The organism is Endozoicomonas sp. ALC020 (genome assembly GCF_049275935.1).
Taxonomy (GTDB): domain Bacteria; phylum Pseudomonadota; class Gammaproteobacteria; order Pseudomonadales; family Endozoicomonadaceae; genus Endozoicomonas_A.
This window is the reverse complement of the sequence record NZ_CP184830.1, coordinates 5,302,746-5,320,785: the sequence shown is the minus strand read 5'-3', so window position 1 is coordinate 5,320,785 and position 18,040 is coordinate 5,302,746. Positions and strand designations below refer to the sequence as shown.

Annotated in this window: 11 protein-coding genes; 5 read left to right on the top strand and 6 right to left on the bottom strand. The window is 42.6% G+C overall.

Going from position 1 to position 18,040, the window contains the following annotated elements; all coding sequences use genetic code 11:
- Window positions 1–166 precede the first annotated feature (166 nt).
- The gene (locus ACOJUO_RS19450) at window positions 167–883 is read left to right on the top strand and encodes a hypothetical protein (protein ID WP_422137879.1); all 717 of its coding nucleotides are present in this window, start codon (window positions 167–169) and stop codon (window positions 881–883) included.
- Between the two features lie 207 nt (window positions 884–1,090).
- On the opposite strand, the gene ACOJUO_RS19445 is transcribed toward ACOJUO_RS19450, so the two are convergent.
- Window positions 1,091–2,326: a lytic polysaccharide monooxygenase gene (locus ACOJUO_RS19445; protein WP_422137878.1), complete on the bottom strand. Its 1,236-nt coding sequence runs from the start codon at window positions 2,324–2,326 to the stop codon at window positions 1,091–1,093.
- 183 nt (window positions 2,327–2,509) lie between these two features.
- Window positions 2,510–3,778 (bottom strand): hypothetical protein, encoded by a 1,269-nt coding sequence (locus tag ACOJUO_RS19440; RefSeq protein WP_422133592.1) that lies wholly within the window; start codon window positions 3,776–3,778, stop codon window positions 2,510–2,512.
- Between the two features lie 500 nt (window positions 3,779–4,278).
- On the opposite strand from ACOJUO_RS19440, the gene ACOJUO_RS19435 reads away from it, so the two are divergent.
- On the top strand, window positions 4,279–5,679 hold the full coding sequence (locus ACOJUO_RS19435) for a hypothetical protein (protein ID WP_422133591.1): 1,401 nt from the start codon (window positions 4,279–4,281) through the stop codon (window positions 5,677–5,679).
- Window positions 5,680–5,980: 301 nt separating this feature from the next.
- Here the strand turns inward: ACOJUO_RS19435 and ACOJUO_RS19430 are convergent, their stop codons facing one another.
- From ACOJUO_RS19430 to ACOJUO_RS19415, 4 genes are all read right to left on the bottom strand, one after another.
- A complete protein-coding gene (locus tag ACOJUO_RS19430; protein WP_422137877.1) occupies window positions 5,981–7,027 on the bottom strand; it encodes a hypothetical protein in 1,047 nt (348 codons plus the stop codon).
- A 420-nt stretch (window positions 7,028–7,447) separates the two neighbouring features.
- On the bottom strand, window positions 7,448–11,014 hold the full coding sequence (locus ACOJUO_RS19425; RefSeq protein ID WP_422137876.1) for a DUF4116 domain-containing protein: 3,567 nt from the start codon (window positions 11,012–11,014) through the stop codon (window positions 7,448–7,450).
- 354 nt (window positions 11,015–11,368) lie between these two features.
- Window positions 11,369–12,457 carry a hypothetical protein gene (locus ACOJUO_RS19420; protein WP_422137875.1) on the bottom strand — a complete coding sequence of 363 codons (1,089 nt, stop codon included), beginning with the start codon at window positions 12,455–12,457 and terminating at the stop codon, window positions 11,369–11,371.
- A gap of 388 nt (window positions 12,458–12,845) precedes the next feature.
- Window positions 12,846–13,250: a VOC family protein gene (locus ACOJUO_RS19415; RefSeq protein WP_422133587.1), complete on the bottom strand. Its 405-nt coding sequence runs from the start codon at window positions 13,248–13,250 to the stop codon at window positions 12,846–12,848.
- Window positions 13,251–13,794: 544 nt separating this feature from the next.
- Between ACOJUO_RS19415 and ACOJUO_RS19410 the strand changes: the two genes are divergently transcribed.
- The 3 genes from ACOJUO_RS19410 to ACOJUO_RS19400 all read left to right on the top strand — a co-directional run bounded on the left by ACOJUO_RS19410 (window position 13,795) and on the right by ACOJUO_RS19400 (window position 17,975).
- Window positions 13,795–14,946: a hypothetical protein gene (locus ACOJUO_RS19410; protein WP_422133585.1), complete on the top strand. Its 1,152-nt coding sequence runs from the start codon at window positions 13,795–13,797 to the stop codon at window positions 14,944–14,946.
- Window positions 14,947–15,364: 418 nt separating this feature from the next.
- The gene (locus ACOJUO_RS19405) at window positions 15,365–16,516 is read left to right on the top strand and encodes a hypothetical protein (RefSeq protein ID WP_422137874.1); all 1,152 of its coding nucleotides are present in this window, start codon (window positions 15,365–15,367) and stop codon (window positions 16,514–16,516) included.
- Between the two features lie 277 nt (window positions 16,517–16,793).
- Window positions 16,794–17,975 (top strand): hypothetical protein, encoded by a 1,182-nt coding sequence (locus tag ACOJUO_RS19400; RefSeq protein WP_422137873.1) that lies wholly within the window; start codon window positions 16,794–16,796, stop codon window positions 17,973–17,975.
- The last annotated feature ends 65 nt before the right edge of the window (window positions 17,976–18,040 follow it).

Genomic DNA, 18,040 nt, shown 5'->3' with positions numbered 1-18,040 from the left:
CAGAGGGTAAGTTAAACCTCTTGGTTCTTGGCGGAACCCTTGAGGTTAGCTACCGAAGCCTCGGTATGACCTATGCGAGTCTCCCCGGCATAGCCGGGGGTTTACCTAATGATTAATCAATTCTTGTATAATGTTCTATGTGATAAGTAATAGCGAGGGTCAAATCATGAAATCAATCATCTCCTTTTTAATTTCTCTGCTGCTATTTTTTTCGTTTTCTTTGTTTGCTGATTCTTTTGTATTCGACAATCCGGATGAATACACTATAGAAGTATTTGATGGAGATTCACTCATATACGACCAGCATGATAGAAGCATTTATCTTGATCGAAATCCTAAAACCAATTACTTCATAGTAAGAGTAGACAAGTTCACAACTCCTATAAATCTAGTATTAAACACTTCTTTAAATGAACAGTTCTATACAGGAGGTTGTAATTATAGCTTTACACTAAGTAAAAAAAATGGATGGGCTTTTGAGGGCAGTGATTTTCCTTGCACAAAAGGCCAGGACCATTTAAAAGTTGATGCTCCTTTATTTATCATCCGAAATGATTCGATTGACCCAAGTGTTCCAACTAAAAAAGGAATCAATGTCTACCCAGCAATTGCCGCAACTAAAAACGGTTTTACCGCTGATAACCAACGAGGGTTTCTCTATCCAGGAGACAGCAGACCTATTACTGAAGACAATATTATATTAATAAACTTAGGTATAAAACGTGGTTCAAACATACAATTAGGATTTTTTGATCCTGGCATTCCTGGCTATATAGTTTGTGGGGATGATGTAATGCCTTATACCGGTCGATATACATTCACACTGACAAAAGATAAAAAATGTATCATTGCAAAAAATATTAACCAGGTAAAAGCTTACTGATTATTGGAATGTTTAAAAATGGGAGTCTCAGTAATTTAGCAGTCTTCCGGTTGCACACCATATACAGCTGAACATAGGCTCCCATGTTTTGATCTGTATATTCTGTTGACATCAATTGCCATTTTTGATGGCCACCGGATTGATAGCTACAAGGTTTTCTCAAAACCGTCAACAGGTCAGGCAAAAGCCCGACCTGAATCAACGAACTTACTTTTTCATCCAGGCCTCGGACCAGTGTAAACCGGTTCCCGGAGCATAATACAAAGTAGACTGATTACACCAACCAGAGTAAGGGAAAGGCTTGCACTGATAGATCTCACCATCTGTGCCAAGGACAACTGAACCAGGCTGATAGCTACCTTTACCTTCCGGATACTTATATTCGTAATTCGGTGTCGGAGAGGGTGTGGGAACGTTATCTGCTTTTATGACGGAAGTGGATGCTGAGTGTTTAGTGTCAGGAGCCCAGATACGATTGCTGAACAGGTTGTCTTCATCATACATCAAATGATTCATCTCCTGATGCCAGATACCAATGAAGGCTTTACCCTGATTGCGATCATTCACCTTCAGTGCCAACTCTGTGGTCCAGAGGTTAAAGTCGGCATTGCTGCTGGTAATGGCAATCTGCTCATCCGCCACTTCTTTACCTGTGCCGTCAAAGAGTCGGAAGCGGACCCTATCACCAGCTTCAGCAATATCGTGCCCGGTACTCACATAGGTTCCAACATTCACCAGCTCAGGTGAAGGATCCGGATCTGGAGAAGGTGTTGGAGCTGGTGTCACCCCATCACTGCTGAAAGCAATGTCAGAACAGTTATAGAAGCCTTCTCCTGCAGGGTCAGCGCGTTGCCACCGCACATAAAGAATACCGGTACCGCTTCTTCCTTCGGGAATATTGATATCCATCTCGAAATACCCGTTCACTACGGGCAGGTCATCATGGCTGTTGATCAATTCGAGATCGGACCAGTGCAACCTTTGTAGGGAAGAATCAAATCCGGGTCTGGTCAAATAAATTCGCCAATAGCTGGGGTTGTGAGGTGCAGTTGCCCTGAATCTCAGTGTGTGTGTACCGGCAGACAATTCAGTCTTTTGCCATTGCGAGGAAGGAATATCCATGCCCGCTTTAGCGGCAGAGCCAGCACTGCAAAGATTACCATCTGTCACAACCGAGCTGACAGCTGCGTTATTATTATAATCAATGACATTGGCAGCAAACTCATTTTTCTGCACAAAAGGGTATGTACCAGACTCCAGAAACGCAGCACGACAAGCTGCATTGGGAATCGTGGAGCCATCCTGATTACCCCAGTAACCCCCATCATCAGCACAGATTGTCTGCCTTGCTTTGGGAAATTCAGTCCAGCCATGACCAATAGCCATACTGGAAAACACTGCAGTGGCCAGCGATGCCAGCCCGACAAAAGAAGTTTTTATCATTTTTATTCTCATCTTTATTTTCTACCCAGACAAAAGCCATGGGATATAAATACGACTTTCAAATACTAATATTAAGACGATGACAATAAAACTTGCGGATAATACCTACTGAGAATTATTGTCAATACAGAATCCGCAACCATCAAAATAAAGTGATGCTGACCCTATTTTTGCCATGTCATTCTACCTCTCACTCTGAACCTCTCTCTCCAAAACAGACAGTTCACAGGTATCAGAATTATAGAGAAAAACATCCAGTTCAAGTCCTAACTTTTTTTTCACTAAGTTCCGGAACAACTTACAGTCTTCTGAAATATAATTAACAATGAGACTCGATAAACCTGCCTCAGTATTTTTTCCATATTTTTTTTCATATGATGATAAATTAACGACCATTCCAACAATGGATTTTTTCGAGTATGAAATAATAAGTTCGTTTTCTAGAGGGCATTTTTCCGAGTTATACTTTAGATCCAATGAATCTTGCAGTGCAGAAATGGACTCCTTTTTAAATTCATGACTCCCCGTTACCGTTCGGTAGTACCCTCCAAAACTGGTTTCCAGCTCAAAGTATTTTGCTTTTTTTGCTTGTTCATTTTTTAAAAAAAAGTTTAAGTCGAAGGCTTTCTCGGGTATTGAAACCCGAAGATCCTGACCTGTAAGCCTCGAGTAAATATTCTGTAGTGCAAAGTTAAAGTATGTGTCCAACATTAAAGAAACAACTTCTGCTCCGACATACTGTTTATCTATTATCTTTAAGAGCTCATCTTTTACAAATTCATGCTTGTTTATACTCCACTTACAAACTTCGCCCTGATTATCCAGTAATCGTGTATACACATCTTTCGAATATATAGCCTTTACTTCGCACTTATCACGCTCAAGAAGAAAACCAATATCTCTGAATAACTGAGTTGGAACATTGGGGGACATATAGCTTACTGATGACACTTGAATGCATTTTCTATGCTTTAGCTCATCCACCTCTAAACTTACTCTGTCATAGCCTGAACGCAGACCAGTTTTTCTAATTTCGAATCGCTTGGGATTTTCAAGCATTTTGGCAATAAGTTTTCCTTCCTTGAAGGCTTTTATAACTTTACTTTGTTTGTAAGCATTACTGTTACCAGGCAGCTTATCAGGCTTACCTACGGACAGTGCAGGCTGCCGTAATAAGGCAGTTTCATCTTGAAGCCATTCTGCATAAGGCTGTGTGGGTAAAAGTTGAGCATCTATATTTTTATGCGAAGGAGAACTATGCTGCCTTGCAACAAAATATTCCTCTAATTTTTTTCTTGTCCTCATGATTCCTGGTTTGAATTTATCATCATCTTTAAGGACAAGGTTTTTAGGTGAAGGATCCACTGTCACAGGAGAGTATGCACTTCCATCTCTCGTTTGGGGCGGTGCCATAGTTGATACAGTTGATAATGGTTTGATAGATGAATCCATGATTAAGCCCTTTCTTGATAAAATGAATGTTTAGAGCCCTAGTCTTCAAGAAAAGTTCATAACAGCAACGACAGCACCCCTAACAAAATCCCTCAGAGACTGCCCGGTCACCTCGCTGGACCGCCAGAATCGAGCTTTTTTTGGCGTCTGACTGACAAATCTTTGCACTGCATGCCACAATTCTGTGACCATGATTAAGTCATGACTCCCAGAGCAGAGAGTATTTCGACAATTCTTTTACCAGGCCCCTTGACTGAAGCTGTACGATAAACTCCGAATGGTAACTCCAGACTCCATGAACAAAAGCTTCTGGAGCAGAGATATGCTTTAACAGAGAGCAGAGATTAGAAATACTTACCAATGACGCCTATTGTTCACATTTATACTTAAGTAGTACTTCAGTAGGTTATTTTTATCATGACTCCAATTTTTTATTTACCTCAATTCCGGAGAATAAAAAGCAGAAAAATACTTCTCTGTGTCCTGCTGTCTTTTTTTTTGTGCCTGCCGCTTTTTCTGCCTGGGAGTTTAAATATTCTCGTAGCCTGACAGAGTATTGCGATAAAGAAGGCACCAAACTGAAGGAGGATAGTCCCTATCAGTATTTCCTGTGCATCTCAAAAAAAAAGAACAAAGCATCTACGATTTCAAAAGCTGTGAGCCAGGTCATGCCTGTTCCGATGGTGGCTGTTCCAATCAACACACCGGGCGAACAACCAGGCTCTGATGACGCTGAAATTTATTCGGGCTATACCGAAATTGTTATAACCAATACACTTGCCGCAACATCAACCTCTTCGTCTTTAACTGTTTTAGGCGCCATTAGCCTCAATAAAAGTCGTGTGGCCATCAGTGAAAGCGAGCTACCCACACAGGCTCCCCCTATAGCAATAAAAAATGCCTTAGAAACTTTCAGGCAATCCACTGTCTTTAGCGCAAATCCTGATGGAACTCCAATCTACTTTACAACTTCGGCTGTTCAGATGAACTCTGAAAGAGCCAGAACTATTCATGAAGAGATAGGAAAAATAGTAAAACACCTGGATGATCTTGATGAACTAAACGAAGAAATTCCACATTGGATCAGGAGAGTCTGGTTAATGATCCGAAGTTACTATCCGACTTTCACTCGATTCAGCCCTGCAGGGGCATTATTTGTTTCAATATTTTCACCGCTCTACACAAAGCCACTGGAAAACACTTTTACTGACTATATAGAACAACCTTCTTATAACTTCACAGGCTGCCGTGTTTTTGTCATTATCAACACTGAAAGGTTAATAAGGGATATGTACCAACAGGGCGTATTAATTTTTGATCCTAAAAATGGTTTTCCGCTATTGACCAGCGCCAATACGGTGAGAGAATTTGCTTTATCAGCCAACAAATCTGTGCACTCATTTAAGACTAAAGGCGAGTTCATTAGCTTTTCAGACAACTCACTCCAGTGTCAGTGCCCCATTTGCAGCAAAACAGGAAGGCATGCGGCCAGTGCATTTGGAGGCTGTCTGGTTGATGGAATAGTATTACCCAATGTCCTTTTCGTTAATGTCATAGATGAAGTGCGTAATCGACTTGACTCACCTATTGGCAATATATCAGAGATTGAAATGTATGTTCATAACATCTCTGACCCTCGCTTATTAGACCGACCTCTAAAAACCAGGCTCTATAATTTTGTAAATTTCAGTTCTTTTGATGACACGAATGAAAAATTCTTTGGGCGGCACTCCCCGTGCCAATGTGAAAGCTGTCCGAATGTACCGACTAAAGAGTCGGAAGCCTCTGCAGTTTTAGTGACTTTTATTGTGAACGGATTAGTCTTTGTTGCTGCAACAGCAATGGCTATAGCCTGCAACAATGGCCTGAGACGTGTAATCATACATGCCAGAGAACGGTAATCTAAGTACTCAACCATACGAAATCATATTTTCTGACTTATTGTTCAGGCACTCGCGGCAACTGCTCCTGCGTTGCTCTAGCTCCTGCATCCATGCAGTCGTGATGCGTTGCAACTCTGGTCACATAGCTTGCTATGTTCCCGTCGTTGCGCCTTGCAGAGCACCTGCCCAATAAGCCAGAAATATTCGATTCCATATGGCTGAGTACTTACATATCTTTTCAGTCAGACTGCTGATGTTTGCCAGGTCGATTAGATAAAAAGGCCCTCCAGAGACACGATGCGGGTCATGTAATAGAGTGTTATTTAAATTGTTCAGGAGAATCAATCCCAAAATGATCATCAGGCAGAAGCCACTGAAGCTGCTCATCCGATACGGGTGGTTCAGAGTTTAAATTGTCTGTATGACCCAAAGTGCTTTGCATTCCTTCCAACAGCAATCCGAGGTCACTCTCGTTGACTATCATCATGCCCATTCCATAATTAGTGAACAAAGTGACCGTTTGATCATCATTTAAAGCAAGCAAAATCCAGATGTCAGAGTGAGGTTCTGGTAATTGATAGGTCGAGGTTCCATCTGATATATAAAAACGTCCCAGAAAGTTCCATCGTCCCTCTTGCAGGAATCTTAAAATCCAATCCTGCGGTTGCAGATACATCATAGTCCAACCCTGCGGATTGAGATATTGAGTAAGCCACTTCCATTTCCATGAACCTGTCATGTCAAGCACCGAGGATGGCACAACACAGGACTCAATATAAGAGCCAAATGTCATGTGCTCAGGAACAAAAAGATTGTCAATACTTTTCTCATCTCCCCTATCATAATCCAGTAAATAGCCATGCAATCGTTTGACCAGACTATTGTCCTCTTCCTGACGGGCCTGCTGTTGTCGCAGCATAATGTAATAGAGATAAGCAAAAAAACGCCTTTCATTCCTCAGTTGCTTCCAGTCATAGCTCGCCAGGTCAGCTTTTATTTCAATGGACAGCCAGCCAATTCTGATAAAGAAGGTTTTCTCAAGCCGATCTAAATCAACATCAGTGATCTCACCTGCCTCCATAAGGGCAAAAAAAACTGTCAGATCTTCCGGACTGAACAAGCTGGCATAGCCTTCACTATCTCCCCCGGGAAGGTTTCGGTGAATATGTCGCTGCATGAATTCAGATCTTTCTCTGAATGTTTGTATTTCATTGCTCAACCTCTCATTCAGCATGACTGGCTGACCTGTTAAACAGTTATTCGCAACGCTCAGTATATTTGCGTTCATTATGCTATCGTCGTCTGTTTTATCATTCAATAGCTCTACCAGCACTTCGCAGAACCCACGCAAACCCTGACTTGACATGTTAGAACTTGTTTCTAAACATCTGGCGCAAACGCCACCCACTGCCCCGAGGTTTGACAAATGTTGGCAGTCAGGACAACTGGCGTTAACCTTTGGCACAGACAGCGATAAAGTTACTAATAGTAATGCAGTGAAAAGTCGCAGCATACAAAGATGCTTAAATAGTCCTGCAGTTTCTCTCCAGGGCCGATTGTTAATGTTCGATTCAGATTGCACTTTATTGTCTCTATTGACCGGTTGAATAAACGGAAGAGTTTTAAGATTCCTGCCACGCTGGTTTGCAGTAAGAACCAGGCAAGGCAGACATGATAAATAATAACAACGATTTCCAACGGTCGCTCAAAGTTATCAACGCATTATAAAGCTCAGATGTGTTTTACGTGATGACAGTATAGTGAACTAGGACTTATGCGCCGCTTTCTAAATAAATTCAAGAACTTTACTGTTTTTTTCAATTGCTGACCTGACAAAGACTGTATCATTTTTAAGCTCATCATCCGCATAAATGAAAGCACGAGGATGCTTTTTAATTAATTTCAGCAAATACTTGCGATCATTCAATATCTCTTTACTGGCATATGATAAGAAACTAATGTCGTCGGCAATGACTCTTTGAATAAGGTGCTTATCGCTTCGGATTCTTTCACTTGCATCATTCAGAGCCATTGGGGACTTTGCGATAGCGGTCATTACAACCTCATCATTGTCCCGAAGTTCCGGGCTGGCATATTCCAGGTCGCCCGGATGTTCTTTAATGGTGAGTAATACAAAATCTTTATCACTTCGAACCCGTTGGCTGGCATAGGTCAGCCCATATTCCAGCAGGATGTTCCTGACCTTTTCTTTGTGATCCTGAAGCGATTGACCCGGTGAAACAATAAACTCCAGATTGTAAGTATGAGGTGGCTTGATAACAAAGTATTCATTTCTCAGATGGCTATAAAAATGCTCAAATAATGGGGTAGCTTTTCGGGAACCAACGAGTAGGAGATGAAATAAAAATTTCTTGCAGTTGTCCTCACCGATCCCTTCATTTATTAACATTTCCTGAGGATTCTCCTTTGATTCTGCCAACCGTAGACTGTCATCCATAAACTGCTTGTGGTGGCTGCTTAATAACTGGCACCAATCGGGAGCGCTGTGGAAAAATCTGAAATAGAACATTGAAAAAAGGCAATGCTGGAAGGCAAATCTATCAGCTTCTGCAAAAGAATCGCTATTAAGGCGTTGTGCAAGAAAGTTAAAGTTCCACTGATCTCCACCAAAAATGGTCGTATTGTGCCTCAAGTGAACTTCCACCTCATCAAGAGCATCATCTAACACTGCGATCAATTTCTCAAAGGCATCCTGCATAGTTTCAGTGGTTTTCATTCGGGGGCATTCGACGATAATTTCTCCCGCTACGGCATTGCTACTTAGCTTCATGCCATCAGCATTTTTATCCAGCTCGATCGCTTGTAATAACTGCACCAGAAACCACATACGCTTCAACCTGAAGGGTTGATCACTGCCATCAGGACTATAAAACTGGTCAGAGAATGTCAGCCGCAAGGTTCGTTTTTTTCCACCCTCTGCCTGTTCAAGTAACTCAATGATGCCCACATGATTGCCAAAATTCAGGTTAACAATCACGGCATCAACCATATTGACGACAGTTGCATTAATCCGCATTTTTTCGATGGCTGCTTTGCAGGTCTGATTCAATAGCGCCGTTTTATCGCCCGGGGGTGTGCAATCAACATAGGTGACTTCCTGTTCAGTAGAGACTTTGCCCTGACCAGAAGCCAGAGAGACCATTGCCAACGCTTTTACAAAGCGCTGATGCAGGGCAAAAATCAGGTCATGGACACTCTGAACCTGTTCAGCCTCCAAGGGATGGAGTGCCTGGAGAGAAGATTGCAGATGATGGCAGGTGGCCATCCACTGACGAAACATGTCCGGACACAGTTTCAGTGCTTCACCCGCCTGCAGGGGAAGAATGATACGCTTTAACGCTGATCCGATGGTCTCTTTCAGCGTCCCGAAACGGTTAATCAGTTGTGGTAATTCATCGTGCAATGACTCGAGCTGGGGTGAAAGGTGCTCACCCGCCAGTAACAGGAATGCCCGGTAACCTCCCAACAGTGCTTCAGCTCCCTGAAGCAGCAGGGTTACGTCATCCTCTGTCTCTGACATTATCTTTAAGCGTTCTGGAGACATGCTTAGTTTTATTGGATCTGCAAGACAATCCAGTCCGCCGCCGGGGGCAAAGAATGCCAACAGGCGGGCATTTTGATCCACAAGCCATTGAAACCCGCTGGCAACTTCACGGAAGGTCCCTTCAGGGGGAGATAAATCATCCGCTGACTTGCCGGTTCTTACTGATGGCACATCAGAGAATCCAGAGGATTGGGTTCTGTGACTGACCAGTTTTCCAGTAAGGTCACCGTTAACAATAAACGCGCGGGGCATACCGTCAAAGCGGGCGCAGACCAGCGTGGCTTGTTGTTCATCCTGGCCCGTCAATGTCAGGCACTGGTCACCGGCCAGCATTAAAGGTATTTTTTTCTGTCTCAGGAGGATCGCAACATGATCATTGAATCCTCCAATAACAAAGACAAAACCCGCAATCCGCTTCAGGCAATCAGGCTCAAGCATCCAGTCTTCAGCGTGTCGTGCCACGACAATGGCACCGTCTGGCATAGAGTCTGCCTTTTGTTTTTTGGCCAGCCAGAGTGGTCCGGTGCAATAGCCTTCGCTGATGCCCTCGCCACTGGCAAGGGTTACTTCGGGTTCGGCCATGGCAAAATCCATGCCCCCGGAAAGTCGGGTAATTGGGCGCACCTGCAACAGGAACAGACGACCCTGTTGATCGATGCCAAACTCCACATCCACAGGACAGAGCAACAGGTCTTCAAGTATTGCCACTGCCTGCCTGAGTTCTGAAACCAGGTCATCACTGAGTCGTTCCCCAACACTGTCTGGTTTGCCAACGATATTATGAATCTCTGTTTCCGAATAGCCGTCGTTATCGCTATTCCTTTGCAAGATAAAGTGACTTGAGACCGTCCCGGGAAAGTAAGTCACCTGGTCAGCCCCTCCCCTTCGTTCAATATTGATGCGGTGAGGCATGTTAACGGACTTGCCAGCCACTGCGCCTCTGGGCTGACCGGATGAGTACTCAACCCTGATGGTATTATCCTGGAGTGATTGAAAGCTCATGGCTACACCGCCACATTGGCAGACAATACACTGTTGGATGATCAGTGCCATAGGTTCCGGTATACCCCCATGACAGACTCCAGGCCTGTAACCTGAAGCCATAACCTTAAGACAGGTGCGCAATACATCATCTTCTCCCTGAATTTCAGAAAGGTATTTGCCCGCCTGGACATCGCCGTAGTTGTCTTCATTGATACCAGAGCTGCGGACAATAACAGGCTGCGATAGGGATGGCCCGCCCAGTTCAAAGCGCAGATCCCTGATTTGTTGAGCCGTTTCTGAATCTTTTACCTGCTCGTAAAAGTCATGACTGGCAACAAATTTTGCCAGCCCTGTCAGCCAGTCAACCCATCTGGTAGGCTCTGAATCCAGCCAGCCAGTGAGGTGCTTCCTGATATCCACCAGGCTGGTTTCTGCCCCCAATTCAGCCACTATTTCAGGAAGGTACGGGGCTAAACGACGGTTATCCAGTGGCTGTTGTTCAAGAGCATTCGTCAAAGAGGCTGCAACACATCTGAAGGGTGGGACTGTCAGCCCTGCTTCCTGCATACGCTGTAAAAACATACCCTTGCCCCCGAGCTGTTGCCGGTCGGGGAGAGAATGGTCAGAAGAAACAGGAAAAGGTTTACGGCAGATGCGCTTGGCTAATGGTTTTGTCTCGGTCAGAGTGTCATGGGGATCAGTACCCTTTAAATATCTCTTGGATGGGCTTTTGGCCCCGTTATTTTGAGAGGGTTGAGTGGTCGGGCTTTGATAATCAGGACTGCCAAATTGAGGATTTAGCATCAAGATCTCCAATATAACGTCTAATGTTTGTCCATGACTTAATGGCTAATATCTGTGGTTTTCAGTGATCATGGTGCCAAAAAGTTGGAAAAGAAAATCATTCATCCCGGTTGGACAGTAATATTTCTATAAAGTTCAACCGTTACAATGAAGTAGTTAATTTGGTCATTATCATAAGTACCTGGCCATCACCGGAGCCGATTGATAAGCAACAAAAAGATTTACGTGAAGAGCATGAATACGGGTTAACAATTCATGTTGAGGAATATAAAGGGGGCTCAATACCGACAGACCATCCATGGTCTGAATCGCTCGCAGATAGTACCGGCCTGTTACAGTTTCTACAGGCTGTCATCAGGACCCGTTAGGGGAGACTTTTATACTAAACGGATTAGCTAACTGTTGATTGCTGGTTTCGAGCAATCTTCTTAGCTGATCGGCATCCACGCAATCCGATACCTGGACATTAAACGTCAGTATCTGTCTTTCAACCTGTCGTTCAAAGGCTCTTAAATTGTAGCCACCCGAGCACTTCAGTAACTGCGCTATTTGCTGCAAAGCGTCGATTTCCTGAGTGATCGTCAAGCCGTTCCTGCTGAATGTGAAGCTCACCTGAAAATGATTTGGAAACTGGCTATGGCTAAAAAAAGAGATAGAGCCAAAAGTAGATAAACTTTCTGCTACTAACCATCCGAATTCCATGCCAAGTACCCCTGTACCAAGGTTGCCAGCAGTGCGTGCCGCTGTTGAAAGAGTCCTCAAAAAAATTGCAAACTTTCGACGCCACCCGCTTAGATTTGTGAGCGAATCACATGTACAGCTGCCAGAGCTCACGGAAGGCTGATTGGCATAGATTAGGATCGGCTCCTCCATCAGATTGATAAGCGTCATAACGTAATTACGCAGCTCGCTTTCAGGTATTTCATGAGCCGGTAAATGTTCTATTTCTGTTGCTGTTTCTATGTCTGTTGCTGTATTAAAACTTGTCAACCAAGCCAAAACAGTAGTACTTCCGGTTGTCAGGGAACGAGTCCAGTCATTAATATAATCTATTAATGTCGTTATAACTGGCAAAGCAGCTGTTCCAATTGCCGGGTAAGCCGGTAAGCCACCAACGGCTCCACACTCTTCCTGAGGGACTGATGCGCTATCAGTCCTGCCAGATTCCCAGGGAGGCAAGTCATCAATGGTTCCGGATTCCCGATTTGCTCTGGATAACAACCCGGAGGATGGCTCTTGTGGCCCCTGCACTTGCGATGATCCATCGGTTTCTGTATCGGGCTCGACTGATAGCAATAGTCTGACGTATGACTTGGTGCCTTTAAGGTGAAGCAGGTAATATCCTGCTAATGAAGTCGTGGGCATCAGCAGGATTGCCAACACAGTGATAAAACTCCACAAGACTTTCAGGTTGCAATATTTTTTTATAACCTGCTTTTTCATAACCAGACCTGTTCATAACAAACCACTAAAAGTAGTTAAGCCACTTGATAACAGGTGGTCTTTACTTAGATTATTTTCGACTTAGAGAGGGTGCCCGCTCAACCCATAATGGTTTCGGCAATTTTCCGAAAAGACTTGGTCATATAGTTCTAAAAATACGGCGAGCCTGACCAGATCACCGCGCCTGAATCTTTTCAGAATCGCTTATCACCGGTGACATACAACCACAGCCCCCGCTGTCGTAGAGGATACTAATCCACGACAGGGGAACACTTTACACAAGCGATCAGTCCGAGCGCTTCGGCAATAGAAGCCAGAGAACGGTTTGTTTTCCTGATTTTTTTCTCGTAGTTAGTCCAGCAAGGTTAAAAGACAAAGAAAAACTCATTCATCCTTTACCCGCTGGCTGATGGAACTCAATTACATTGCTATCAGGATCACGGATAAAAAGCAGTATTGAGCCATTGTTTGTAGTAACAGGACCTTCTGTGATAGTGATTCCAAACGCCTGCAGCTGCTTCTGAACCTCATGGATATCATCCACTTCAAGCGCCATATGGGTATAGCCCGGGTGCTTTTGGTCAATATCCATCAGGATATTCTCTTGCGGCTGAACCGTTGCGTTCAGGATGAAGTTCAGGTTGACGCCACAGGGGTGCTCCATAATGGCAACCGGCTCTGGCCCCACAGGCCCTGCCAGAAACTGGAAACCGAGCTGCTGATAAAAGCTCCTGGTCGTCTGCAAATCGCTTACCCGAATGCCCACATGGTTAATTCTGCTGACTCTTATCATCACTCACCTCCGTCAGACCCATAAGTACTCAACCGGTCTGACTGTTGTTTAACAGCTGAATTCCTGTTAAGTACCTAACCAGTTGGTTTCGCATATTCTGGACGGCGGCTTTTTCCATCCTTCTACGTTACAACTCTGGTTGCGTAGCTATGGCTACGCGCCCGTCGTTGCGCCTTGAAGGATGAAAAAATCCACTCGCCAGAATATGCGAAACCAACTGGCCAGGTACTTATTACAATTTATCAATTCCACCCAGTCATGTACAAACCGAACGCTAAACAAACCATACCCTGACTTTAGAATTAATAATACCTGAATTATTAAGTACAACTCTACCTGCCTTTATTCATATAAAAGTACAAAATACTGAAATCGTTAACGAAACCATGCAACCAAAACATTATAATCCGGCACAAAGTTTTTCAAACATACCTGTATGTTTACCCATTATTAAAATCCTCAAAAAATATCTCACCAATGACTTGAGCTATCCTTAATTGCCTACATCGGCAAGTTGATTTTAATGAAAAACAGGTGATTGACAATGAAAATGCACGTCAGATCAATTATTTTTTTTCTACTATTATTGCTACCATTTTATTCGCATTCAAAAGATTTACACCTCAATTGGAAGCTGGAACACCATAATAATTTGCTACTAAGTGGTAAAACAGTAACAACCAACCAGGTAAGTCATAGCAATTCTTTAACAGGTTGGAATGATCACCCATCAGAGCTGGATATTTCCACTCCACCTTCTGTTTCTTGTTCAGGGGACAGTTTTGCCATTTATTATGACGTAGTCTCTTTTACTACTGTGAATTTTGATCAAAATAATCCAGGTTATACTGTGCCAAAGCTTTTTAATACTTTATTAGGCAATGGCAATGATCGTCTTGACCATAGTTTCAATACTCAATACACACTAAGAGGTCACACAACAAAAGCAAGTAACCTTGCTGAACTCTTTTGTTGCGTGCTCTGTCATCCTTTTTATCTGGGATTCAAGAAATGCTCAGCCAAAGTCTCACATGGATCTGACAATGAGCTAGCCAGAATCAAAGCATTGGAAGCAGCAATAGCAGCCGATTTTCCAGAGCATATCACTATTCATAAATGCGCTTTATATCATGGGGCTGTGGACAGTCATCATAAGATGCTTTCATCATCAAGCACAGAAGCTACAGACGCTAAGACTCATATATTTGATCTTTTCCTGAATACTCCGGAAACACAGCATTGGCTAATAGAGAATCTAAACCCAAAAACCAACCAGAGGTTAGAACTGATAATACCTGAGTTATTCAATACAGCAGCACCTGCTGCAATTCTTGTGCAAGAGAATAACGGGGAAACTAATGATGAAAGCCTGCAACCATCACATTTTTTATCATTAGATTTTACCAATGGAATTAAAGTACAATATCACCTTAATCGAGTCTCCGACATAGAGATTGAGGTACTAGCAATTGTGGTAAGCGCTGAGGGGTATACCCTCACACTCGTAGTTAATAATTATGATATTACAGCTAACCAACCTCCCCCACATTATGCGGCATTACCAAAAACCTGTAACTGTAACGGCGCATGTAATTGTGACCATTCAAGGGCAAATGATACTGATAATTCAGATAATCGGATTCATAGAATTAACATTATGAATCCTCGTATATTTTTTCCTCATACTCGTCTGTGAGGCTGAAAATGAGCGTCTCCGTTGGGCAGTGGACGTTGGCAACAATCTGCTTCCCAGCCCCCTGAGAGTCATTCAGATGGTAAAATGACCTGGCCAACTGAGCGAAATTAACAGCAACAGAGTCCCAGCAGTGACTCTGTTATGATGCTTTTGTCGAATCGTGCCATCTTTGTGTCAATTCGCTTCAAAACTGCCCCACATCAGTGAATACTCGCCCTTATTTATACCAGGCTGTCGCTCAAGACAATACGTCAGTTTCTACCTGATCGCCACTAGCAGCTCGCCGAAGATTTACATTTATACAAAGACGTCTATTGGTCGCTAGAAGAACTCATAAAAAAAGTTATATCAAATGTTTAAGCTATTCTAAGCTTCAAATGTCTGGAAATTGATATTCGTAAAAAATAGGTAGTTAGTAATGAATATAGACGTCAGATTAATTATTGTATTCTTTCTCTACTCGCTATCATTTTATTCCAACTCAAAAGACTTACACTTTAACTGGAATCTGGAGCTGAACGACAGGTTGCTGATAAGTGGTACAGCCACATCATCCCATCATTGTGGTCATAGAGAAGATTTAACAGAATGTAATTATGAAGACCTTACTCAATCGAAGACTGATTGCTCAGGGTATGATTTTTGCATCTATGAAGTAACTACTGTTACCTCTATAGAATTCAATCAGACTCAATCTTGTAATATTATACCAATGTTCTTTTACAGTTTGTTAGGAGATGGCTTCAATAGCCTTAAACATAGCTCCCTGACTTGTTATACACTTAGAAGTCAATCGCCAAAGACGACATCTTCAATTGCTGAACTGTTATATTCCACTTTCTGCACTCCCTGCTTCATGCCTGCTGAGCTGGTTTCTCAAGATTCGCAAATTCAGCAAGAAAGAGTGAAGGAGTTGAAAGCAGCAACACCAAACCATTTGCCAGATCATGTAACTATCCATAGCCGCTCAATATTATCTGAAACAGCTGTGTCAAATGATCGTCATACGTTTTTATTGTCAAATACAGAAGCTATAGACGATGATACCCATATATTTGATCTCTTCCTGAATAATCCGGAAACACAAAAATGGATAATAGCGCATCTAAATCTTAAAAACGGAATGATGTTACAACTGATAATACCCGGGCTATTCAATACAGCTTTACCCGCTATGATTTTTGTGCAGCATCAAACCAGTGAAGATAACAATGTAAGCCTGCAACCCTCACATTTTGTATCAATATATTTTCCTAACGAAGCCAGAGTGCAATACCACATTAAGAAATTATCCAATAATGATATACAGGTATTAGCAATTGTAGTTAGCTCTCATCTTTACACCCTGACATTCGCTATTGATAACTATGATATTTCAGCCAACCAGCCTCCTGCGTATTCTAACCAGGCAGAAGTAGCACCAGTAAACACCTGTCATTGCCGAGGAGCATGTAATTGTTCCAACCAAAGAAAAAATGATACAGATGAATCACAGGGCACAGAAGACTCAGATTATCAGAGTGACAGCATTATTGGTCATGTAATTTCAGGTCTGGAGCAGTTGAAGTGAACATCAGATTAAACTACTTATTCTCCTGTATATTTCTCAGGCTTTATCATCTTGAAGCGGTCGAGAATAGGATTACCCGAAGCCGACTACATTCACGAAGACAGGTAAAAACACCCACATATCAGGTTGACAAAAAACTCTATACGTTTTTTTAGAGTTGTACAAGGACGTCTAATAGTTATTACAAGCTTCATGAAATTGTTATATGAAAGTTTTGTGCTACCTTTCACCTCTGATTTCTAAAATTCGATATGAGTGTAAAAACAGGTATTTAACAGTGAAAGAAAGCGCCAAATTAATGATTTTATTCTGTCTTATCTTGTTATCATCTTATTCAAACTCAGATGCCTTGCACTTTAAATGGAAGTTGGAGCATTTGGGTAGATTAGTACTCAACGGCACAGCCACATCATCCACTCATTCTAGTCATAGCGGGCCTACAAGAGAATGTTACTGGGATGATCCCACCAAAGGTTTTAGTGATCTATCCGGGGATTACATTCTCATTTATGAACTGCTTTCTTCGATCAATATAGAGTTTAATCAGCAGAACGCTGGAAATAATGTACCCGTTTTTTTTTATGAGTTGCTAGGAAATGGCCTTCATAACCTTCAACATAGCTTCCACACTCGTTACACACTAAGAGGTCAAATTGAAACCAGGAAATCCATGATTACTGAACTTATATGCTGTTTATTCTGTCCTTGTTGGTTTGTGGCTGGCAATGGGGATTATCACGACTTGTTGGACGAAAAAGTAAGATCGCTGGAAGCAGCCACACCAGAACATTTGCCAGAGCATGTAACTATTGATAGCCGCTCTCTATCTCATACAGCTGTGACCAATAATTATCAACCGTTTTTATCGTCAAACACAGAAGCCATAAATGATAACACCCGTATATTTGACCTTTTCCTGAATACTCCGGAAACTCAACGATGGATTATAGGGCATCTGGATTCAACGACCAACCATGTATTGGAATTGATAATTCCCGGATTAATCCGAACTGCTATACCAGCTACAGTTCTCGTGCAAGAGCAAGGCAGTGAAAACTTGCAAGCGTCACATTTTTTATCATTAAACTTTCTGACCGGTACTAGAGTGCAATATCACCTTAACAGGTTATCCAACAATCAAATTGAGGTACTGGCAATTGTTATTAGTTCTGCTGGTTACACTCTGACACTCGTTATTGATAATTATGATGTTATAGCAAACCAGCCTCCGCCACATTACACCGAGCTACCAATACAGTTACCATTACAACAAGCCTGTCATCATCATGGGGCATGTAATTGTGCAACTTCAAGAAATAATGATACCCATAATTCAAATTATCAGCGTGAAACCATAGGTGATAATGGCCAGGACATGCTCAATCATGCAGAAGTGATAGTGCCGCTGGGCACCCAGGAATCGCAAGATATGGATGGCAAACTCAATACGAAAATGTAATGAACATCAGGTTAAGCTATTTCCACCCGTTCACATTTCTCAAGCATAATCGTTTTACCTCTGAG